The organism is Streptomyces sp. S6, assembly GCF_054880855.1.
Map to the genome: position 1 here is coordinate 1 of NZ_JBTYMC010000020.1, position 20,725 is coordinate 20,725.

Below are 20,725 nucleotides of genomic sequence, written 5' to 3' on the forward strand. Positions count from 1 at the left end.
CCACCGGCCTCGCCGCCACCGGCTCCCCTTCCAACCACCCCCGCCACCGGCCCATACGCCGCCCCCGCGAACACCAGCACCCCACCCACCACAATCAACGCGACGATCACCCGAACCGGCCCAGGCTCGGACAGCGCGCCCAGTTCCTCGAACCCCGTCGGCGCCTTCAGCATCCCGTTCATAGGCCACACAACGGCGTCCACGCGAGCCTTCACGGCGCTGCGGGCGACCGTGCCCCGCGCCGCGTCCGTGAGGTGGGCGGTGGAGTCCAAGGAGCCCTGGCGTTCGTCGCCGAGGAGGAAGAGGCGGCCCTTGGGGACGGTGATCGTCGGGAAGCCGGTGATCTCGGCGATCCCGTCGGCCAGGTAGGGCTCGGTGATCTGCTTGCCGTTGACGGTCAGCTTCCCGCCGGTGCAGCAGGCGACGGTGTCCCCGCCGACCGCGACGACCCGCTTGACGACAGCCGCGTTCTCCACCCACGTCTTGTCGTTGAAGACGACGACGTCCCCGCGCCGGACCTCGTCCCCGTCCACCCGCTCCGCGAGCACCCGGTCACCGCCCTTGATGGTGGGTGCCATGGAGTTGGTCGGCACGGTGTAGGGCCGGTAGACGAGCGCCGCCCAGGCGAACCCGCCCAGGAACATCACGATCCCCAACGCGACCACCGCCCCGGACAGCCGCTGCCCCAGTCGGCTGCCCGCCGAAGCCTGCCCGCCGCGCGAAGCCGTACTCGTCACACTCACAGCACCCATGACCCGGCACCCTACCCGGCGGTACCGAACCAGGTCAGCCCCTTCTCCGACCCGGAACCACCCCCAAAAACGCCCAGGGCCCGCCGAACCACACGAAGTGTGTCCGGCGGGCCCTGGGAAAGCACCAGCAAGATCCCGCAGGGAGCGGCTCTGTCTCAGTCCCGCGCCGCGGAACCGGAAGCCGAGACCCCCGCGTCCGCCGAGACGCCCGCCCGCTTCTTCCGCCGCCACAACACCACCGGCACCATGCCCGTCAGCGCGATCGCGGGCGGCGCGGCGTTCAGCGCCGCCGAGGACTGGTCGCTCAGCCCGGACTGGTCGAACGTGTCCGGCACCGGCAGGGTCCCCCACCGGTTGATGGGCCACGCCTTGACGATCGCGCGTCCCACGACCTCGTCGACGGGAACCATCCCGTGGTTCTTGTCGGCCTGGTTGTACCGGGAGTCACGGGAGTTCTGCCGGTGGTCGCCCATCACCCAGATCATGCCCTTGGGCACCTTGACGGTGAACTGCCCGCCCTGGTCGTCCATGGAGCAGGGCGTGTTCCCGGGGTACACGTACGGCTCGTTGAGGGCCTTGCCGTTGACCTTGAGCGGCCCGGTCCCCTTGCACTCGATGGTGTCGCCGCCGACCCCGATGACCCGCTTGATCAGGTCCTTCTCCTGCGCGGACGGCATGAGGCCGATCCAGCTCAGGAACGTCTGGATCGCGTTCGGGTCGGCGGTCGGCTCACCGGCGAGCCAGTTGTCCGGGTCGTGGAAGACGACGACCTCACCGCGCTCGGGCTCGGACCCGAACCACGGCGTGAGCTTGTCGACGAGAACCCGGTCGCCCTGCTGGAGGGTGTTCTGCATCGAGTCGGAGGGGATCGAGAACGCCTGCACGAGGAACGTCTTGATCAGCAGCGCCAGGACGAGCGCGATACCGATGAGGATCGGCAGCTCCTTCCAGAAGGAGCGCGGCTTCTTCGCCTTCGGCGCGGCCCCGTCGTCCCCGGAAGAACCCGAAGCCCCATCCACCCCAGGCGGCTGCTCCCCCGGACGCTCCCCGTCCGGGGCCGGACCCTCACTCACCGAACTCCTACTCCCTGAGGTCACGGCGTCGTCCGTCCCCGGGACGGCGTCTTCCACGGAACGTCCGCGGTGATCCTCGCCGTCCTGACCGGACCGTGCGCCAACCGCCACATCCCCCACGCCAGCTCCTCACTCTGTGCCGCTGCCTGCCCCACATACGGCGCAGGCCCACTACTCCCATAACGAGCGGGAGTTCCGCAGGGCTCGGGAGTCGGACTGTTCTGTTCGGATCGTCCGGAGCAACCCTATGCGACGGCGAGGAGGCGGCGGCCTTCTGCGACGTGGACTTGGCCACGGAAGCAAAGGTTTGCGGATCCTTGAAGCTCGTCCAGTGCCCGACCGGCCAGGCGATGACCATGGCCCGCCCGACGACCTCGTCCTCGGAGACCGTGCCGCCGTAGGACGTGTTCTGGTGGGAGCGGGAGTCCGCGGAGTTGGCCCGGTGGTCGCCCATCACCCACAGCCGGCCCTTGGGGACGGTGACCTGGAAGGGCGTCTGGGAGGGCTCGTTGCCCGGGTACAGGTACGACGCCTCCTCCAGCGGCACCCCGTTGACGGTGACCTTGCCGCCGGCGTCACAGCACTTGACGACGTCCCCGCCGACCCCGACGACCCGCTTGATCAGGTCCTTCTCGTTGTCGGAGGGCAGCAGCCCGATGAAGGTGAGTGCTTCTTTGGCCTGTTTGAGGACGACGGGGTCGCTCTTCTTCTTCGTCGTCTGCTCGTCCTGGAGCCATCCGCCGGGGTCCTTGAAGACGACGACGTCCCCGCGCTCGGGCTTGGAGCCGAACCAGGGCGTGAACTTGTCGACGAGGACGCGGTCCCCGATCTGGATGGTCTGTTCCATGGAGCCCGACGGGATGACGAACGCCTGCACCAGGAAGGTCTTCAGCACCAGGGCGATCAGCACGGCCACCCCGACGAGCAGGGGTATCTCCCGCATCGCGGAGCGCCGCCGCTTGCGCTTGACCTTCCGCTGGAGCTTGCGCCGCTCCGCGCGGGAGCGTCCGCTCGCCGCCTTCTGTCCCCCCGAGGTCCGCCGTGAGCCGGTGGGCAGGAGCTGTGCTGCCGCGCCGTCCGGTTCCTGGCGCCGTCGGCCGCGGTTACCCATGCGCACCCTCCGGCACGCGCGCGTAGGCGCCCTCCTCGTCCCGCAGCCGCCCGATCCGGCCCCAGGGCCAGACGACGTACTGAGCGCGCCCGACGACGGCGCCGACGGGGATCATCCCGCCGCCCGGCGAGCCGAGGTGGTCGCGGGAGTCGCTGGAGCGGCTGCGGTGGTCGCCGAGGACGAAGAGCGTGCCCTGCGGCACGACCACGGCGAAGGGCACCGAGGACGGGCTGTCGCCCGGGAAGAGGAACGCCGACTCGTCGACGGACCGGCCGTTCACCTGGATCCTCCCCTCCTTGTCGCAGCAGACCACGCGGTCACCGCCTACCCCCACTACGCGTTTGACGTAGTCGGAGTTCCCGAAGTACCCGGTGCCGTCGAACACGATGACGTCGCCGCGCCGCGGTTCGCCACCGAAACGGTACGCCAACCTATTTACGAGAACCCGGTCCCCGATCCTCAATCCGTTCTCCATGGATCCGCTGGGAATCTGGAACGGCTTGGCCACGAACGCGTTGAGGAGGAGGAGAAAGACCAGGCAGAGGAGGAGGCAGACGCTGATCCGGCCGCCGGGCACCCATGCGAAACGCGACCGGCCCTCCGGGTCGTCCGCCTGATCGGCGGGACCTGGTGAGCGGTCGCGTTCGGTTGATCGTACTTCGGTGTCCATCGGGGCCAGATGCTATCCGGCCCCGCTGTGACGACCGCCGTGAGATCAGTTGTCGCGCTTCTCCTTGATCTTCGCGGCCTTGCCGCGCAGCTCACGGAGGTAGTACAACTTGGCGCGACGGACGTCACCGCGGGTGACGAGCTCGATCTTCTCGACGATCGGGGTGTGCACCGGGAAGGTGCGCTCGACGCCGACGGAGAAGGAGACCTTGCGGACCGTGAAGGTCTCGCGGACACCGGCGCCCTGACGGCGGATGACTACGCCCTTGAACTGCTGCACACGGGAGCGGTTGCCCTCGATGACGCGGACGTGGACGTTGACGGTGTCACCCGGGCGGAAGGCCGGGACGTCGGTACGCAGCGACGCGGCGTCGACGGTGTCGAGCAGGTGAGACATTTCGTCTGCTTTCTTCGCCCATGCCACAGGTCATGAGCGGTACATAGGATTTTCACTACGAAGGTCGCTGCCCGGCCGCGAGGCGGACGTCGTGTCCCCCTGTGGCAGGGGCGCACACCGGACGGCACAGCAGCAGCGACCTATTCTTCCACGTCAACCGCACGACGCCAAAATCGGCCGTACGCGGCGCCCGCGGGATCGGGCGCCCAGCCGAGGATCGAGAGCATCTCCCGGTCCTTCTTGTCGAAGCCCTTCGGGTCGCAGCGCTCGATCAGGTCGGGCCGGTTCGCGGTGGTCCGCTTCAGCGCCTCGTCGCGCCGCCAGCGGGCGATCTTCCCGTGGTGGCCGCTGAGCAGCGTCTCCGGGATCTCCCGGCCACGCCACGCGGGCGGCTTGGTGTAGACGGGCCCTTCGAGGAGGTTCGCCATCGCGCCCGGCGCGAAGGAGTCGTCCCGGTGCGACTCGGCGTTGCCCAGCACCCCGGGCAGCAGCCGCGCCACGGCCTCGGTGACGACGAGGACGGCCGCCTCTCCGCCGGCGAGGACGTAGTCGCCGATGGACACCTCGTACACCGGCATCCGCGTCGCGTACTCGTCGATCACCCGGCGGTCGATGCCCTCGTAGCGGGCCGGGGTGAAGACCAGCCAGGGCCGCTCGGAGAGTTCGACGGCGAGTTCCTGGGTGAAGGGGCGTCCGCTGGGCGTGGGGACGATCAGCGCGGGCGTGTGCGCGCCGGTCTCGTACCCGTCGGCGAGGACGGTGTCGAGGGCGTCTCCCCAGGGGTCGGTCTTCATGACCATGCCGGGGCCGCCGCCGTAGGGGGTGTCGTCGACCGTGTTGTGCCGGTCGTACGTCCACGCGCGGAGGTCGTGGATGTGCACGCCGAGCTGCCCGCGCGCGCGTGCCTTGCCGACGAGGGAGACGTTCAGGGGGTCGAGGTACTCGGGGAAGATCGTGACGATGTCGAGCCGCATCAGGAGTCGCCCTCGTCCCGGGAGGAAGCGATCTCGGCGCGGTCGTCGATCAGCCCCGGAGGCGGCGTGATGATCGCCCGCTGTTCCTCCAGGTCGATCTCCGTGACGATCTCGGAGACGAACGGGATCATCACCTCGGTGCCGTCGGGGCGTTCGACGATGAAGAGGTCCTGGGAGGGCAGGTGGGAGATCTCGGTGATCCGGCCCACCTCGACGCCGTCGGCGGTCACCACGTCCAGGTCCATGAGCTGGTGGTCGTAGTACTCGTCCTCCTCCTCGGGCAGTTCCTCGGGGTCCACGTCCGCGATCAGCAGGGTGTTCCGCAGGGCCTCGGCACCGTTGCGTTCGGTGACGCCCTCGAAGCGCAGGAGGAGACGGCCGCTGTGCACGCGGCCGGTGGCGATGGTGAGGGGACCGGCGGACGCCGGATCGGTCGCGAGGACGGCGCCCGGGGCGAGCCGCAGTTCCGGCTCGTCGGTGCGGACCTCGACGGTGACCTCGCCCTTGATGCCGTGGGCACGGCCGACGCGAGCGACTACCAACTGCACTGTGCTTGATCTCCTGTCGAACATTGAGCCCATACGACTGCGGGCCGGGGACAGCCCCCCGTTGGGAAAGCCCTCCCCGGCCCGAGCCGGTGCTGCGTGCGATACGTCAGCGAACGTGATCGACGTCGACCAGGTCGACGCGGACCCCGCGCCCGCCGATGGCACCCACGACGGTGCGCAGAGCGCGCGCGGTGCGGCCGTTGCGGCCGATCACCTTGCCGAGGTCGTCGGGGTGGACCCGGACCTCCAGCACGCGCCCGCGGCGCAGGTCGCGCGAGGCGACCTGCACGTCGTCAGGGTTGTCGACGATGCCCTTCACGAGGTGCTCAAGCGCCTCTTCGAGCATGCTGCTCAGGCCTCGGCAGACTCGGACTCGGCGGCGGCCTCGTCCTTCTTCTCGGCCTTCTTCTTCTGGGTGATCGCCTCACCCTTGCCCTCGTCCTCGCCACCAAGGGCCTCGAACGAGACGCGGACCTTCTTCGGCTCGGCCACGAGCAGCGGAGCCGGGGCGGGCTCGCCCTTGAACTTCTGCCAGTCGCCGGTCTTCTTCAGGATGGCGAGGACGGGCTCGGTCGGCTGCGCGCCGACACCCAGCCAGTAGGCGACGCGGTCGGCGTCCACCTCCATCACCGAAGGGTTGTACGTCGGGTGGTACTTGCCGATCTCCTCGATCGCACGGCCGTCACGGCGGGTGCGGGAGTCGGCGACGACGATGCGGTAGTGAGGCGAACGGATCTTGCCCAGACGCTTCAGCTTGATCTTGACTGCCACGGGAGTGGACTCTCCTGGTTTTTGACGTGGTTGGGCACGACGAGCGAGCCGCGTGGGGTTGCGGTACCCGAGTGCCCGATGGACGCGTCAGCCGGAGGAGAGAGGGGTCCTGTGCGACTGTCGAGTACAACGAACCATTGTGCCACAGGGTAAAAGGGGATTCAGCCTCGGGTCGATGCCGTGCGCACCTCGGCGCGCACGGCATCAGGCGGCCGAACCGGCAGCCACGAGATGCCGGTCGGTACGCCACCCGCTACGCGGCCCCCACGATCTCGGGGATCCGGAACGGCTTTCCGCACCCCCCGCAGACGATCGGCGCCTGTGCGAGGACCGAGGGGACGACCCGCACGTTGCGCCCGCAGTCGCAGACGGCCTTGACGCGGACACCGCCCCCGGAGGAGCCGTGCCGTGCCGCCGGGCCCCGGAAGGCCCGCGTCGTCTCCGCGGTGGTCGCCGCGGTGTGGGCCTTCAGGGCCCGCTGGAGCCGCTCGATGGTCGGCCGGTAGCGCCGCTTGGCCTCGGGACTCAGCGTCACCAGTGAGAAACCGCTGCTGGGGTGCGGCTCCTCGGGGTGATCGAGCCCGAGTTCCTCGGCGATCGAGAGGAATCTGCGGTTGTGGTACCGCCCCGCACGGGACGTGTCACGCACGCCGCGCGCGGCGGCGATGCCATGGACTGCTTCGTGCAGCAGTCGCTCGAAGGAGAGTTCGTGACCGCACGCGGACGACGACTCCCCGATCAGGGACTCTGGCGCGGCAAGATCGGGCAGTTCGGGGTGGTACCGCTGGATGTCGGCCCACGCCTGTGCCAGCTCTGCGGCGAGAACAGGTGGTGTCTGTGTCGTGCTCACGTAATGACAACGAGCGGGAGTGCCGCTGTGTTCCTATTCCGGGCCATCCCAAATAATTTGCACGTACCCGTCAGTTGCCGCTGATGCGCGAAGACGAGGGCGGGTGCGCTGATCTGCGGAGAAGCCTCACAGCTCACCGCAAGGTGGTGCGTAGCCACAGATACGCCCCGGCGTGTACGCCGCCTCCACGCGCCGGGGGAGCTGGGAACCCCCGGGATGCAAGAGGTCTTTCGGCCGCCCTCACGCCCCCGGAGCCTCGCCCTCAGTATGCGCGCGCGACGACCGCGACAGTACCGGGTGCGTCCCCGTCGTCCGGCACCGACCCGTCCTCCGCGAGCAGACACCGTACGGTCAACGCCCTTGCCCCCAGCCTGACTTCGCCTTCTTCGCCGAGCACGGCCCACGGCACCCGGGCCCAGCCGCCCGCGCTCGCCGCCTCGATCGTCTCCTCGACGGTCCGGCACTCCGCGGTACGGGACTCGCGGCGCTCACGGGACTGCCGGAGCAGGAGTGCCTGGTCGTCCTCCAGGTACCCGGGAAGCAGCGCGGGAAGCGCGTCCAGCGTGACAGGCTCCTTGGTGCCGGGGATGCGGCGGACGAGGGTCGCCGTGCCGTCGGCCAGGTCACGCGGGCCGACCTCCACGCGCACGGGGACGCCCTTCAGCTCCCAGTCGACCGCGCGGCGCCCGAAAGGCGTGTCGGCACGGTCGTCCACCTTGACCCTGAGGCCCGCCGCGCGCAGCCGTTCGGCGACCTCGCGGACCTTGGCGAGAACCGCGTCGTCGTCCTTCACCGCCACCACGACCACCTGGACGTGGGCGAGCCGGGGCGGGACGCGCAGGCCGGCGTCGTCGCCGTGGGTCATCACCAGGGCGCCGATCAGGCGGGTCGTCGAACCCCAGGACGTCTGCCAGACGTGCTCCTGGCGGCCGTCCTTCGACAGGTAGCGGGTGTCGAAGGCCTTCGCGAAGTTCTGGCCCAGCTCATGGCTGGTGACCATCTGGAGGGCCTTGCCGTCGCCCATCATGCTCTCCAGCGTGAGCGTGTTGACCGCCCCCGCGAACCGTTCCTTCGGGGTCTTGCGGCCCGCGACGAAGTCGATGCCGAGGACGTTCTCCAGGAAGTCCCCGTACACCTCGCGCTGGATCCGCGCCGCGAAGTCCCGCGCCTCCTCGTACGTCGCGTGCGCCGTGTGGCCCTCCTGCCACAGGAACTCCGAGGTACGCAGGAAGAGGCGGGGGCGCAGCTCCCAACGGACCACGTTCGCCCACTGGTTGATCAGCAGGGGGAGGTCCCGGTAGCTCTGGACCCACTTCGAGAAGTACTCGTTGACGATCGTCTCGGAGGTGGGGCGGACCACCGCCGGCTCCTCCAGCGCCTTGCCGCCGCCGTGCGTGACGACCGCCAGCTCCGGCGCGAACCCCTCCACGTGATCGGCCTCACGGGTCAGGTACGACTCGGGGATCAGCAGCGGGAAGTACGCGTTCTCCGCACCGACCGCCTTGATCCGCGCGTCCAGCTCCGCCTGCGTCCGCTCCCACAGCCCGTACCCGTACGGCCGGATCACCATCGTGCCGCGCACCGGCCCGTTGTCGGCCAGCTCGGCCTTGGTGATCAGATCCTGGTACCAGCGCGGGAAGTCCACGTCGCGCGGCGTGAGAACGGGTGCTTTCGCCATGGCCGGATGCTACGGGCCCACGTTGCCGGGATGTGAATTCTTTTCGCCCGCGCCGACAGGCCCGTAAACCAGGCCCTTCGACCCCTGGACGGCTCCCCCGTCCGGGAGTTACCTGAAAAGTGCCGCGGCATCGCACGGGGGCCGAGTCGATCCGCACGGCGACACACCCGACGAACCTCTCGGCGATTGGGGCGCTCTTCGATGACACCTACGCTCGTGCGCCAGACCCACCCCCCGGCGGGCACCGCCCCGCACGCCGAACCGGGCGCCCGCGCGCGTGACTGGTCCGAGATCCAGGAACGGATGCTCGTCCCCCTCTACGAGGCCGCGTACGACCGCCTCGACGTCGGCCCTGGCACCCGGCTCCTCGCCCTCGGCTGCGGATCGGGCCTCGCCCTCCTGATGGCCGCCTCCCGAGGCGCCACCGTCACCGGGATCGAACGCCACTGCCCCGACCGCCTCACCCTGGCCCGCGAACGCCTCCTCCCCGACACCTGGTCCCCCCGCGCGCGCACCGACACCCACCTCACCGAGACACTGACGGCACCGGACGAGCCTTACACCCTCATCGCCGCCTTCGACGACCCCGGGCTCCTCGACGACGCCGTCCGCCTCGCCGAACACGGCGCACCGGTCGTCCTCACCGGCTGGGGGCCACCCGAACGCTGCGCCACCTGGACCGTCCTGCGCGCCGCCGACCCCGAGCACGACGGACCGCGCCCCGCCCGCCGCGACGACCTGGAGGACCTCGCCCGCCGCGCGGGCCTCACACCCGACGGCTCCGGACGCGTCGCCTGCCCCTTCGGCTACGCCGACGCCGACAGCGCGGTACGCGGACTGCTCTCCACCGGTTTGCTGGACGCGGCCGACGAAGAGCAGGTGGCCAAGGAGCTGCGGGAGGCGCTGCACCCGTACGCCCGCCGGGACGGCACGGTCTGGATGCCGAACGTGTTCCGGTACCTCATCGCCCGCGTGCGCTAGTCGACGTCCTTCGTCAGCCGCGTAACCCCCGCGACCCGGTACGCGTCCGCCTCCTCCAGCGTCTCGCTCTCCAGCAGCGCCGCCGCCAGCGCGTCCAACTGGCCCCGGTGCTCGGTCAGTTTGCGGCACGCCTCCTCGTAGCACTCGTCGACGATGCGCCGCATCTCACCGTCGATGACGTCGAGGGTCTGCGGCGCCGCCGCGAGCCCGTACGCGGACTGGGCGTCGTTCGGGAGGGCCGACAGCCGGCCCACGCGCTCGCTCATGCCCCAGCGGGCGACCATCCCGCGCGCGATGTTCGTGACCTGCTCCAGATCGCTCTCCGCACCCGTCGTGATCACCCCGTACACCACCTGCTCGGCCGCCATCCCGCCGAGCGCGCCGATGATCCGGCCCCGCAGGTATTCCTCGGTGTACGCGTACTTGTCGGCGTCCGGCGTCGACAGCGTGACACCGAGCGCACGCCCGCGCGGGACGATCGTGATCTTGCGGACGGGGTCGGCGCCCGGCTGGAGCATGCCCAGGAGCGCGTGTCCGCCCTCGTGGTACGCGGTACGCCGACGCTCCTCCTCCGGCATCACGAGCGGCCGTTCCGCACCCAGCTGGACCTTCTCCAGCGCCTCCGAGAGGTCGCCCTGCGTGACCTGCTCCTGCTTGCGCTTGACGGCCAGGAGAGCCGCCTCGTTCGCGAGGTTCGCCAGCTCCGCACCCGTCATACCCGGCGTCGTGCGGGCGACCTGGGCCAGGTCGACGTCCGGGGCCAGCGGGATCTGCCGGGTGTGGATCTCCAGGATCGCCTTGCGGCCACCCCGGTCGGGAGGCGACACCTGCACGACACGGTCGAAACGGCCGGGACGCGTCAGCGCCGGGTCCAGGACGTCGGCACGGTTCGTCGCCGCGATCACGATCACGCCCTCCGAACCCGAGAAGCCGTCCATCTCGGTCAGGATCTGGTTCAGCGTCTGCTCACGCTCGTCGTGCCCGCCCATCCCCGAACCGCCGCCCCGCGCACGCCCGATGGTGTCGATCTCGTCGATGAAGATGATCGACGGCGCCACCTTCCGCGCCTCCGCGAACAGCTCCCGCACCCGCGACGCCCCCACACCGACGATCATCTCGATGAACTCCGACGCCGACGCCGAGAAGAACGGCACCCCCGCCTCCCCGGCCACCGCCCGCGCCAGCAGCGTCTTCCCGGTGCCGGGAGGGCCCGCGAGGAGGACACCGCGCGGCATCTTCGCGCCCATCTTCCGATAGGCGTCCGGGTTCTTCAGGAAGTCCACGACGTCGTTCAGCTCGCCCTCGACCTCGTCGATACCGGCCACGTCCTCGAACGTCGTCCGCTTCTGCCCCGCCTCCAGCTCCACCGGCTTCGGCGCGGACCTGCGGCCCAGCATCCCGCCCGCCCCGCCGAGTCCCCCGCTCATCCGGCGCGCGATGACGATCCACAGCACGACCAGGAGCAGCATCGGCGCCAGCGAGATCAGCAGGTTCACCAGGAAACTGCGGTGCTGGACGACCGGCTCGGCGGTGACGGTGACGTTGTTCTTCGCCAGCCCCTCCCACAGCTTGTCGTCCGCGAACGTCGGGCGCTCGGTGTTGAACTTCGTGTACTTCTCACCGCCGTCCGGGTTCTTCTGCTCCTTCTTCAGCTGACCCTGGATCGCGTCGCCCTTGGCGTAGATCTTCGAGACGTTCCCCGCGGAGACCTGCTTGCTGAACTCCGTGTACGAGATCGTCGGCTCGTCCTCGCCGCCGAAGTACGACAGGACCACGTTCGCCAGCAGGTACACGACCAGCGCCGTGAAGATCAGCCGCCACCAGCCACCCCGCATCCGCCGCCCACCCGGCGGCTTCGGCGGCTCCTCGGGGGTCCCCTCGGTACGCCAGGGCTGGTCCGGCGACTTGCGCGGCGGGGCAGGGTTCGTCATACCCGGACGGTACGTCAGCCTCCGGCAGGGAGCACATAAAGGGCACCCTTCCGAAGAGGGGCGCCCTTTACGCGTTGTCACACAGGATGATCTACATCCCGGACATGTCAGCCCATGAACTTCTTGAACTCGTCCGGCAGCTCGAAGTCCTGCGCACCCTGCTGCGGCAGGCCGAACGCGTTGCCGCCCTGCGCCGCCGCCTCCCGGCGCTGCGCCTCCTCCAGCTCCTGCTGCTTGCGCTTCATCGGGTTGCCGGAGCGCTGCTTGCCCTTCGCCTGCTTCGGCTGCTTCTTGGAACGGCCGGGGCCGCCGCCCATCCCCGGAATCCCCGGCATGCCGGGCATCCCGCCGCCCTGCGCCATCCTCGACATCATCTTCCGCGCCTCGAAGAACCGCTCCACCAGGCCCTTCACCGCGCTGACCTCGACGCCGGAACCCTTCGCGATACGGGCGCGGCGCGAGCCGTTGATGATGTTCGGGTCCTGGCGCTCCGCCGGGGTCATCGACTTGATGATCGCGGCCGTGCGGTCGACGTCCCGCTCGTCGAGGCTGTTGATCTGGTCCTTGATCTGACCCATGCCGGGCAGCATCCCGAGGAGCTTCGAGATGGACCCCATCTTCCTGACCTGTTCCATCTGGGACAGGAAGTCGTCCAGGGTGAAGTCCTGGCCCTTCTTCGACGCCAGCTTCGAGGCCATCTTCTGGGCCTCTTCCTGACTGAACGTCTTCTCCGCCTGCTCGATCAGGGTGAGGAGGTCACCCATGTCGAGGATGCGGGAGGCCATCCGGTCCGGGTGGAACGCGTCGAAGTCCTCCAGCTTCTCACCGTTCGACGCGAACATGATCGGCTTGCCGGTGACCTGCCGGATCGACAGCGCGGCACCGCCTCGGGCGTCACCGTCGAGCTTCGACAGGACGACACCGTCGAAACCGACGCCGTCGCGGAAGGCTTCCGCCGTGTTGACGGCGTCCTGGCCGATCATGGCGTCGACGACGAAAAGGATCTCGTCGGGGCTGACGGCATCCCGGATATCCGCCGCCTGCTGCATCAGCTCGGCGTCGATACCCAGCCGACCGGCCGTGTCCACGATCACAATGTCGTGGACCTTCGACTTCGCGAACTCGATCGAGTCCTTCGCGACCGTCACCGGGTCCCCGACACCGTTCCCCGGCTGCGGCGCGTACACGGCAACCCCGGCCCGCTCGGCGACGACGCTGAGCTGGTTCACGGCGTTGGGTCGCTGGAGGTCACAGGCCACGAGGAGGGGGGAGTGCCCCTGGTCCTTCAGCCACTTGCCGAGCTTGCCGGCGAGGGTGGTCTTACCGGCGCCCTGGAGGCCGGCGAGCATGATGACGGTGGGGGCGGTCTTGGCGAAGCGGAGACGGCGGGTTTCGCCGCCGAGGATCTGGACGAGTTCCTCGTTGACGACCTTGATGATCTGCTGGGCAGGGTTCAGCGCCTTGGAAACCTCGGCGCCGAGCGCCCGTTCCTTGACGTTCTTGATGAAGGAACGAACGACCGGGAGGGCGACGTCCGCTTCGAGGAGTGCGATGCGGATCTCACGGGCCGTGGCGTCGATGTCCGCCTCGGAGAGCCGCCCCTTGCCGCGCAGGCCCTTGAAAGTCGCTGACAGGCGGTCGGAAAGAGTATCGAACACGGCGGCGTCGGTCCTCGGAGTCGGGAGCAGTATGAGTGCCTTCCAGGGTATCCGGCCGCGCTACGGATTCGCCCCCGCCCGCTGGATACGCGGGCGGGGGCGGAAAACCCCGCAGGCGCGGGGACCACTCTTTGCCGATCTTGAGGACGTGCTGTCCCGGCGGAACACCCCCGCAGCTGCGGGGACCACTCAGCTAAACGCACAAGCTGCCGAATAGTTACGCCCGCAACGTCTCCTCCAGCTTCCGAGCCACCGCCCCCGCCTCCTCCACAGGCAACGGCACCCCAGCCCCCGACGTCACATAGAACGCGTCAACAGCGTTGGCCCCCAGCGTGCTCACATGCATGCTCCGCACCCGCACCCCCGAGTCCTCCAGCGCCGCCCCGATCCGGAACAGCAGCCCAGGCGCGTCCTGTGCCCGCACCTCGATGACAGTGGCGTGCCGGGAGGCGGCCGAAGCGACGGTCACCCGGGGAGGCGGAGCGATCCACCCCCGGCGGCGCGGATACGCGGCGTCCCGTTCGGCAAGGCGACCGGCGATGTCCAGGGAGCCGTCCAGCGCACGCACCAGATCCGCCCGCAGACGAGCGGCCTGCGGAAGCGACCCGTACTCAGCCGCGACCCTCCAGTCCAGCAGCAGCACAGAACCCTGATCCACCCCGTCCGGCAGCTCCAGTTCCCGCAACTCGGCGGTACGGACCGTCAGTCGGTGCATCGCCAGCACGCCGGCCACAGCGGGCAGCACCCCCGGCTGATCCGGCACCGCGATCAGCAGCTCCACCCCCAGCGGCTCGCCGGGATCCATCTCCTCCTCCGGCGTCTGCGCGCGCAGCGCCAAAACGGGCCCGCCCATGCGGTGTGCCTCGATGGAGAGGCGCTCCTGCTCAGCGGTGGGGGCGGAGGTGTCGGGGGCGGCGGGTTCCTCGCCCGCGAGGACCGCGCTCACCCTCTTCACCAGCTCCGTGACCAGCGAGCCCCGCCAGGAGGACCACGCCGCAGGGCCGGTCGCCAGCGCGTCCGCCTCCGTCAGCGCGTGCAACAGCTCCAGCGTGCTCTGTGTGCCGACCGCCTCCGCGACGGAGCGGACGGTGGCGGGGTCGTCGAGGTCGCGCCGGGTGGCGGTGTCGACCAGCAGCAGGTGGTGCCGGACGAGGGCCGCCAGCACCGCGACGTCCGTGCGGTCGAAGCCGATGCGTGCGGCGACGTCCTTGACGATGATCTCGCCGGCGACGGAGTGGTCGCCGGGCCAGCCCTTGCCGATGTCGTGGAGCAGGGCGGAGACCAGCAACAGGTCCGGGCGGCTGACGCGACGCGTGAACTCCGAGGCGCGGACGGCCGTCTCGATGAGGTGGCGGTCGACGGTCCAGATGTGGACGGCGTTGCGCTGGGGGCGGCAGCGGACGCGTTCCCAGTCGGGCAGGAGGCGGGTGATGAGTCCCTCGGCCTCCAGGGCTTCCCAGACGTCGATGGTGGGTCGGCCGGAGCCGAGGAGGGTCACGAGTTGTTCGCGGGCTTCGGCGGGCCAGGGTGTCGGCAGGGTCCGTACGGTCGCGGCGAGGCGGCGTACGGCGTGCAGGGAGAGCGGGAGGCCCGCCTGAGCGGCTGCGGCTGCGGCGCGCAGGGGAAGGACGGGGTCGCGTTCGGGGCGGGCGGCGCGGGCGAGGACGACTTCGCCGTCCTGTTCGACGACGCCTTCGGCGAGCGGTGAGCGTTCGACGGTCTGTTTCCCGCCGCCGAGCATGGCCCGCAGCCTGGGTCGGACGGCGCGTGCGCGCAGGACGCGGCTGACTTCGCGCCAGGTGACGTCGCTGGCGTAGGAGATGAGGCGGGCGGACTCGTAGACCTGGCGGAGCAGGGTGTCGGCGTCGAGGAGGCCGAGTTCGGCGGCGACCTGGTCCTGTTCCTGGAGGGCGAGGCGGTCGGTGGCGCGGCCGGTGGTGAGGTGGAGGGCGTCGCGGACGTCGAGGAGTCGGCGGCGGGCTTCGGCGAGGCCTTCGCGGGGTGCGTCGGCGAGCCAGGAGGCGGCGACGGCGCGCAGGGCGGTGGCGTCGCGCAGGCCGCCGCGGGCTTCTTTGAGGTCGGGTTCGAGGAGGTACTGCAACTCGCCCTGGCGGTCGGCGCGTTCGGCGCAGAGTTCGCGGAGTTCGGGGAGGCGTTTGGGGGCCTGGTTGCGCCAGTCCGCGAGGATCGACGTCCGCAGTCCGGAGGTGAGGCCGAGGTCGCCGGCGAGGTGGCGGGCGTCGAGGAGGCCGAGGTGGACCTTGAGGTCCTCGCCGGCTGTCTTGCGGGCTTCGGCGGGGGTGCGAACAGAGTGGTCGAGGTCGAGGCCGAGGTCCCAGACGGGGTACCAGAGGCGGTCGGCGACGGTGGCGACGGCTTTGGGGTCGCTGCCGTCGTGGAGCAGGAGGAGGTCGAGGTCGCTGCGGGGGGAGAGTTCGCCGCGTCCGTAGCCGCCGACGGCGACCAGGGAGATGCCTTTCAGGTCTCCGGCGGCTGAGGTGAACAGGCCGGCCAGCCAGTCGTCCGTCAGTTCGGAGAGGGCCGTACGGCGCGGCGGCCCGGCTGCTCTCCCCTCGGTGAGGAGGTGCAGCCGGGCCGCCGCGTAGCCGCTGGGTCCCGAGTCCTCTGCTTCGCTTCGCTCGTCCGTACTCGTCACCCAGCGACTCCTGTTCTGTTCTTCGGTCAGAGCGCGTCCGGGCCGCGCTCGCCGGTGCGGACCCGTACGGCCGTGTCGACCGGGAGGGACCAGACCTTGCCGTCACCGATCTTGCCGGTGCGGGCGGCCTTGACGATGACGTCGATCAGCTGCTCGGCGTCGTCGTCCTCGGCCAGTACTTCGATGCGGATCTTGGGGACGAGGTCGACGGTGTACTCGGCACCGCGGTAGACCTCGGTGTGTCCCCTCTGCCGACCGTAACCGCTCGCTTCGGTGACCGTCAGTCCGTGGACGCCGAAGGCCTGGAGGGCTTCCTTGATCTCGTCGAGCCGGTGAGGCTTGACGACGGCGGTGATGAGCTTCATGCGTCCACCTTCTTGGAATCGGCGCCGACTCCGGCGGGGACGGCGGTGGCGGACTTGACGATGCCGCCGCCGGCACCGCTGAAGTCGTAGGCGGTCTCGGCGTGCTCGGCCTGGTCGATGCCGGAGATCTCCTCGTCCTCGTCGACGCGCATCCCGATGGTTTTGTCGAGGAGGAAGGCGAGGATCGCGGAGGCGATCAGGGAGTAGGCGAGGACGCCGCCGACCCCGGCGAGCTGCTTCCACAGCTGGTCGGCGTTGCCGCCGTAGAAGAGGCCCTTGACGTCGGACTGGCCCTTGCCGCTGGCGAAGAAGCCGATGAGGACGGAGCCGAGGATGCCGCCGACCATGTGGACGCCGACGACGTCGAGGGAGTCGTCGTAGCCGAACTTGTACTTGAGGCCGACGGCCATGGCGCAGACGACGCCGGTGATGGCGCCGATGGCGATGGCGCCGATCGGGGTGATCGCGCCGCCGGAGGGCGTGATGGCGACGAGGCCGGCGACCGCGCCGGAGGCGGCGCCGAGGGTGGTGAAGGCGCCGTGGCGGATCTTCTCGTAGGCGAGCCAGCCGAGCATGGCGGCGGCGGTGGCGATCTGGGTGTTGACGAACATCAGCGCGCCGACGCCGTCGTCGTTGCCGAGCCAGGAGCCCGCGTTGAAGCCGAACCAGCCGAACCACAGGAGGCCCGCGCCGAGCATGACCAGCGGGAGGCTGTGCGGGCGCATCGGGTCCTTCTTGAAGCCGACGCGCTTGCCGATGACGAGGATGACGCCGAGGGCCGCCGCGCCCGCGTTGATGTGGACGGCCGTGCCGCCGGCGAAGTCGATGACGCCGAGTTCGAAGGCCCAGCCGCCGGTGCCCCAGACCCAGTGGGCGACGGGGAAGTAGACGAGGGTGGCCCACAGGGCGACGAAGAGCGCCCAGGCGGAGAACTTGACGCGGTCGGCGAGGGCGCCGCTTATCAGGGCCGGGGTGATGATGGCGAACATCATCTGGAAGACGGCGAAGACGAACACCGGGACGGTGTAGCCGGACCAGATGTCCATCTTGTCGATGCCGGTCCAGCCGACGAAGTCCGACTCCCAGCCGATGATCGAGCCGTGGTCCGTGCCGAACGCCATGGTGAAGCCGTAGAGCACCCACAGGATGGTGACGATGCCCATGCTGATGAAACTCATCATCAGCATGTTCAGCGTGCTCTTGACGCGGACCATGCCTCCGTAGAAGAAGGCGAGGCCCGGGGTCATCAGCAGTACCAGGGCGGAACAGATCAGCATGAAGCCGGTGTTGGCGGCAGACAGTTTGTCTGCGGCGAGCGTGATGGCTGGAGCCATCGGCGTCTCCTCGTCGTCGTACGGCCCCGTGCGGGCGAAGCCTCGGCTGCGGAGTGGGGGCGGGCCGGTTATGGGGCTTGAGATTGGCCTAGCGCGGTTTCGGCCGTCGCCCCTGGCTGTTTCGCGGCGGTGACGAAGGAGTCGTGCGTGTTACGCGTCGATGAATTGCCTGATGTTCGGCTCGGGGATCGTTATCGTGGCGCAACCTTCCCCTTCCGGACACAGGCCGGCCGCGGTCGGACCTCCGAATGACCTGGCATGGGGGAGCCGAGTCGGGCAGTCGGGAGGGCCGGCCGCGGCCGGGGTCTCAGGTGGTTCAGACCGCTTCGGCGGTCTCGGGGAGTTCGGCGGCGAGGCGGTCGGTGAGGTCGACGACGTCGGTCAGGTCGCCGAATTCGCGGGCGGCGTTGTCGACGGTCTTTCGGATACGAGTGTTGACGCGTTCGGAACGGACCCGCCTGGCCGCGTCGATCGCCTCGGTGGCGTATTTGGCGCTCTGTTCGGGCTCCCGCTTGAGGAGGTGGACGGTGGCGACGCCGATCAGGTTGAGGGCGTAGGAGCGCTGGTAGTCGTCGGACTCCTTGGCGAAGAGGTCGACGGCGCGCAGCATGAGGGGTTCGGCGAGGGAGGCGTACGTGGGGCTGCGGCCGGCGACGTAGGCGAGGTCGCGGAAGGAGTGGGAGTTCTCGCCGTAGAGCTCGGCCTCGGTGAAGAAGCCGATCCAGTCGGGGTCCGGCTCGTCCCACTCGTCCGCTTCGGCGAAGGTGTCCTCGGCCATCCGGACGGCCCGTTTGCAGCGGCCGGGCTGGCCCATGTTGGCGTAGGCGCGGGCCTCCATCGCATACAGCATGGACTGGGTGCGCGGGCCCGCGCAGTCGCGGCTGCCGTACTGGGCGAGGTGGATGAGTTCCAGGGCGTCCTCGGGGCGGCCGAGGTGGATCATCTGGCGGCTCATGTTGGAGAGGATGTACGACCCGAGGGGCCGGTCCCCGGCTTCCTTCGCGGCGTGCAGGGCGAGGACGAAGTACTTCTGGGCGGTGGGCTGGAGGCCGATGTCGTAGGACATCCAGCCGGCGAGTTCGGCGAGTTCGGCTGCGACCTTGAAGAGGCGTTTGGCGGTGTCCTCGGGGTGGGGTTCCTGGAGGAGGTCGGTCACCTCGTGGAGCTGTCCGACGACGGCTTTGCGGCGCAGGCCGCCTCCGCACTGGGCGTCCCACTTGCGGAACATCGTGGTCGTCGTCTCCAGGAGTTCCAGTTCCTGTGGGGAGAGGCGGCCTCGGGCGCGGCTGGTGGGGAGTGAGCCGGTGTCGCGGGGGGTGCTCGGCGGGGAGGGGACGAGCCAGCGCTGCATGGGCTCGATGAGGGTGGGCCCGGCGGAGAGGGCGAGGGAGGTGCCGAGGAAGCCGCGGCGGGCGAGCATGAGGTCGCTGCGGGAGAACTCGCTGAGCAGGGCGATGGTCTGGGGGCCGGTCCAGGGGAGGTCGACGCCGCCGGCGGACGGGGACTGGCGGGCGGCGCGCAGTCCGAGGTCCTCGACGGAGACGACGCAGCCGAACCGTTCGGAGAACAGCTCGGAGAGGATGCGCGGGATGGGCTCGCGGGGGTTCTCGCCGTCGAGCCAGCGGCGGACGCGGGAGGTGTCGGTGGAGATGTGGTTGGCACCGAGCTGGCGGGCGCGGCGGTTGACCTGGCGGGCGAGTTCGCCCTTGGACCAGCCGCTGCGCACGAACCAGGAGGTGAGCAGCTCGTTGGGGCGCTTGTCCGCGCTCGATCCGCTGCCTTCGTTGCCGCTCACTGGAACGCCCCCATCCCTGAGACCACTTGCCGTACGGACAGCGTCGCCCGTACTGCGCCAAGCCTTATCAGAATGCCGGTAAATAGCCCTGCCGTCCGGTGTTTGTCACCCTTCGAACGGAAGGACGACTTGCCTCCGGCATACCCACAGGTGCGTGTACCCCCAGGCCCCGCACACTCAAAGTAATCCTACGATCACCCGTCCGGCCATGGCGTTCGGGGAATCGCCACCATTCGCCACCCCTTCGGATGAACTCAGGGTGGCGTGTACGCGATTGACTTGACGCGGGACAGCCGGAGGGGACGAAAGGATGCACTCGGGGGCGCGCACCGCCAGCTTCACCACCCCTGTGCTTCAGTGCGCCGCCCCGCTCCGACGGCATCCCGGAGATCATGAGTACGGAGAGTCACGCCCCGCACCCTTTGCGTGACCACCGGTGCGTCGGACCCGTTGGAGGGGGCATGGGCTTCACGATCGGCGGCATTCGCGAGATCCGTTCCGGCGCGCGCAGGCGCGGTCGCTCCCCCGAGTGCACGGCCATCGCCGAGTTCACGGGCCTGTGGAGATGGGACGTCGCCCCCGGCGCCCACATCCTGGCGGGCGCCTGCTCCTGCGGCCGCCCCTGCCGCACCCCGGGTGCACACCCCCTCGACCACACCCCCCACCTCCCCGCCGGCGCCACCCTCGACGAGGTCACGTCCCTCTGGTCCGACCTCCCCGACGCCACCGTCATGCTCCCCGTCGGCCACACCTTCGACGTCATCGAGGTCGCCGAAGCAGCGGGCCGCCGCGCGTTAATCCGCCTGGAACGCATGGGCCTCCCCCTGGGCCCGGTAGCGGCGACCCCTGAAGGCCGCGCCCACTTCTTCGTGGCCCCAGGGGCAGCGTGCTCCCTCCCCGACCTCCTGTACCGCATGGGCTGGGACGACCCGACAGCGCTGGACCTACGGGGCCTGGGCAAGGGTTCCTACATCACGGCCCCACCCTCGGACAGAGCGGGCCTGGGCCCGGTGACGTGGCTCCGCCCCCCGGACCTGGACTCGGCGACGAAGCCACCGGCGGCGAGGCTGCTGCTGGGGACGCTGGCGTACGTGGCACACAGGTCGAGGGCGTGAAGAACGCCGAAGTGCCCGCTCCCAGAACGGAACGGGCACTTTAGAACGAGCGGCGAGGTGTGGTCTT

General features: G+C 69.8%; 19 protein-coding genes. 2 read left to right on the forward strand and 17 right to left on the reverse strand.

The window, feature by feature from the left end; genetic code table 11:
* From lepB (ACVNF4_RS04875) to proS, 11 genes are all read right to left on the reverse strand, one after another.
* Positions 1–752, reverse strand: a 752-nt coding sequence (gene lepB / locus ACVNF4_RS04875) for a signal peptidase I (RefSeq protein WP_461801400.1), incomplete at its 3' end; no start/stop codon positions are given.
* A 155-nt stretch (positions 753–907) separates the two neighbouring features.
* Positions 908–1,945, reverse strand: a complete 1,038-nt coding sequence (gene lepB / locus ACVNF4_RS04880; RefSeq protein WP_461801401.1) for a signal peptidase I — start codon at positions 1,943–1,945, stop codon at positions 908–910.
* Complete coding sequence (lepB, locus tag ACVNF4_RS04885) at positions 1,833–2,936, reverse strand: signal peptidase I (RefSeq protein ID WP_461801402.1); 1,104 nt, start codon at positions 2,934–2,936, stop codon at positions 1,833–1,835. Before lepB (ACVNF4_RS04885) ends, lepB (ACVNF4_RS04880) begins: the two co-directional genes overlap by 113 nt.
* Positions 2,929–3,606: a signal peptidase I gene (gene lepB / locus ACVNF4_RS04890; RefSeq protein WP_461801403.1), complete on the reverse strand. Its 678-nt coding sequence runs from the start codon at positions 3,604–3,606 to the stop codon at positions 2,929–2,931. Before lepB (ACVNF4_RS04890) ends, lepB (ACVNF4_RS04885) begins: the two co-directional genes overlap by 8 nt.
* 45 nt (positions 3,607–3,651) lie before the next feature.
* Entirely contained in the window at positions 3,652–4,002 is a 351-nt protein-coding gene (rplS, locus tag ACVNF4_RS04895; RefSeq protein ID WP_461801404.1) for a 50S ribosomal protein L19, read from the reverse strand.
* Between the two features lie 140 nt (positions 4,003–4,142).
* Positions 4,143–4,976 carry a tRNA (guanosine(37)-N1)-methyltransferase TrmD gene (gene trmD, locus ACVNF4_RS04900; RefSeq protein ID WP_461801405.1) on the reverse strand — a complete coding sequence of 278 codons (834 nt, stop codon included), beginning with the start codon at positions 4,974–4,976 and terminating at the stop codon, positions 4,143–4,145.
* Complete coding sequence (gene rimM / locus ACVNF4_RS04905) at positions 4,976–5,524, reverse strand: ribosome maturation factor RimM (RefSeq protein WP_461801406.1); 549 nt, start codon at positions 5,522–5,524, stop codon at positions 4,976–4,978. The genes trmD and rimM overlap by 1 nt, the downstream gene beginning before the upstream one ends.
* Positions 5,525–5,630: 106 nt before the next feature.
* A complete protein-coding gene (locus ACVNF4_RS04910) occupies positions 5,631–5,870 on the reverse strand; it encodes an RNA-binding protein (RefSeq protein WP_005479813.1) in 240 nt (79 codons plus the stop codon).
* A gap of 5 nt (positions 5,871–5,875) precedes the next feature.
* On the reverse strand, positions 5,876–6,295 hold the full coding sequence (gene rpsP, locus ACVNF4_RS04915) for a 30S ribosomal protein S16 (protein WP_461801407.1): 420 nt from the start codon (positions 6,293–6,295) through the stop codon (positions 5,876–5,878).
* Between the two features lie 253 nt (positions 6,296–6,548).
* Positions 6,549–7,145 carry a hypothetical protein gene (locus tag ACVNF4_RS04920; RefSeq protein ID WP_461801408.1) on the reverse strand — a complete coding sequence of 199 codons (597 nt, stop codon included), beginning with the start codon at positions 7,143–7,145 and terminating at the stop codon, positions 6,549–6,551.
* Positions 7,146–7,407: 262 nt separating this feature from the next.
* Positions 7,408–8,823 carry a proline--tRNA ligase gene (gene proS / locus ACVNF4_RS04925; RefSeq protein ID WP_461801409.1) on the reverse strand — a complete coding sequence of 472 codons (1,416 nt, stop codon included), beginning with the start codon at positions 8,821–8,823 and terminating at the stop codon, positions 7,408–7,410.
* A 201-nt stretch (positions 8,824–9,024) separates the two neighbouring features.
* Between proS and ACVNF4_RS04930 the strand changes: the two genes are divergently transcribed.
* The gene (locus tag ACVNF4_RS04930; protein ID WP_461801410.1) at positions 9,025–9,804 is read left to right on the forward strand and encodes a class I SAM-dependent methyltransferase; all 780 of its coding nucleotides are present in this window, start codon (positions 9,025–9,027) and stop codon (positions 9,802–9,804) included.
* Here ACVNF4_RS04930 and ftsH read toward each other — a convergent pair.
* From ftsH to nsdA, 6 genes are all read right to left on the reverse strand, one after another.
* Positions 9,801–11,735: an ATP-dependent zinc metalloprotease FtsH gene (gene ftsH / locus ACVNF4_RS04935; protein WP_461801411.1), complete on the reverse strand. Its 1,935-nt coding sequence runs from the start codon at positions 11,733–11,735 to the stop codon at positions 9,801–9,803. The two genes, ACVNF4_RS04930 and ftsH, sit on opposite strands and share 4 nt — an antisense overlap.
* Positions 11,736–11,842: 107 nt before the next feature.
* On the reverse strand, positions 11,843–13,393 hold the full coding sequence (ffh, locus tag ACVNF4_RS04940) for a signal recognition particle protein (protein ID WP_461801412.1): 1,551 nt from the start codon (positions 13,391–13,393) through the stop codon (positions 11,843–11,845).
* 217 nt (positions 13,394–13,610) lie between these two features.
* Positions 13,611–16,049, reverse strand: coding sequence for a [protein-PII] uridylyltransferase (locus tag ACVNF4_RS04945; protein WP_461801413.1), 2,439 nt, complete (start codon positions 16,047–16,049; stop codon positions 13,611–13,613).
* Positions 16,050–16,075: 26 nt separating this feature from the next.
* A complete protein-coding gene (locus tag ACVNF4_RS04950) occupies positions 16,076–16,414 on the reverse strand; it encodes a P-II family nitrogen regulator (RefSeq protein WP_055725071.1) in 339 nt (112 codons plus the stop codon).
* Positions 16,411–17,748 carry an ammonium transporter gene (locus ACVNF4_RS04955; protein WP_461801414.1) on the reverse strand — a complete coding sequence of 446 codons (1,338 nt, stop codon included), beginning with the start codon at positions 17,746–17,748 and terminating at the stop codon, positions 16,411–16,413. The genes ACVNF4_RS04950 and ACVNF4_RS04955 overlap by 4 nt, the downstream gene beginning before the upstream one ends.
* Before the next feature lie 316 nt (positions 17,749–18,064).
* Positions 18,065–19,543 carry a transcriptional repressor NsdA gene (gene nsdA / locus ACVNF4_RS04960; protein WP_461801415.1) on the reverse strand — a complete coding sequence of 493 codons (1,479 nt, stop codon included), beginning with the start codon at positions 19,541–19,543 and terminating at the stop codon, positions 18,065–18,067.
* A 461-nt stretch (positions 19,544–20,004) separates the two neighbouring features.
* Here nsdA and ACVNF4_RS04965 point away from each other — a divergent pair, with 461 nt between their 5' ends.
* Positions 20,005–20,658, forward strand: a complete 654-nt coding sequence (locus tag ACVNF4_RS04965; protein WP_461801416.1) for a bifunctional DNA primase/polymerase — start codon at positions 20,005–20,007, stop codon at positions 20,656–20,658.
* Positions 20,659–20,725 lie beyond the last annotated feature (67 nt).

Coding starts and splice junctions, on each gene's coding strand:
- lepB (WP_461801402.1), bottom strand. CDS start 2,936: ATGGGTAACCGCGGCCGACGGCGCCAGGAACCGGACGGCGCGGCAGCA.
- lepB (WP_461801403.1), bottom strand. CDS start 3,606: ATGGACACCGAAGTACGATCAACCGAACGCGACCGCTCACCAGGTCCC.
- rplS (WP_461801404.1), bottom strand. CDS start 4,002: ATGTCTCACCTGCTCGACACCGTCGACGCCGCGTCGCTGCGTACCGAC.
- trmD (WP_461801405.1), bottom strand. CDS start 4,976: ATGCGGCTCGACATCGTCACGATCTTCCCCGAGTACCTCGACCCCCTG.
- ACVNF4_RS04910 (WP_005479813.1), bottom strand. CDS start 5,870: ATGCTCGAAGAGGCGCTTGAGCACCTCGTGAAGGGCATCGTCGACAAC.
- proS (WP_461801409.1), bottom strand. CDS start 8,823: ATGGCGAAAGCACCCGTTCTCACGCCGCGCGACGTGGACTTCCCGCGC.
- ACVNF4_RS04930 (WP_461801410.1), top strand. CDS start 9,025: ATGACACCTACGCTCGTGCGCCAGACCCACCCCCCGGCGGGCACCGCC.
- ftsH (WP_461801411.1), bottom strand. CDS start 11,735: ATGACGAACCCTGCCCCGCCGCGCAAGTCGCCGGACCAGCCCTGGCGT.
- ACVNF4_RS04950 (WP_055725071.1), bottom strand. CDS start 16,414: ATGAAGCTCATCACCGCCGTCGTCAAGCCTCACCGGCTCGACGAGATC.
- ACVNF4_RS04955 (WP_461801414.1), bottom strand. CDS start 17,748: ATGGCTCCAGCCATCACGCTCGCCGCAGACAAACTGTCTGCCGCCAAC.
- ACVNF4_RS04965 (WP_461801416.1), top strand. CDS start 20,005: ATGGGCTTCACGATCGGCGGCATTCGCGAGATCCGTTCCGGCGCGCGC.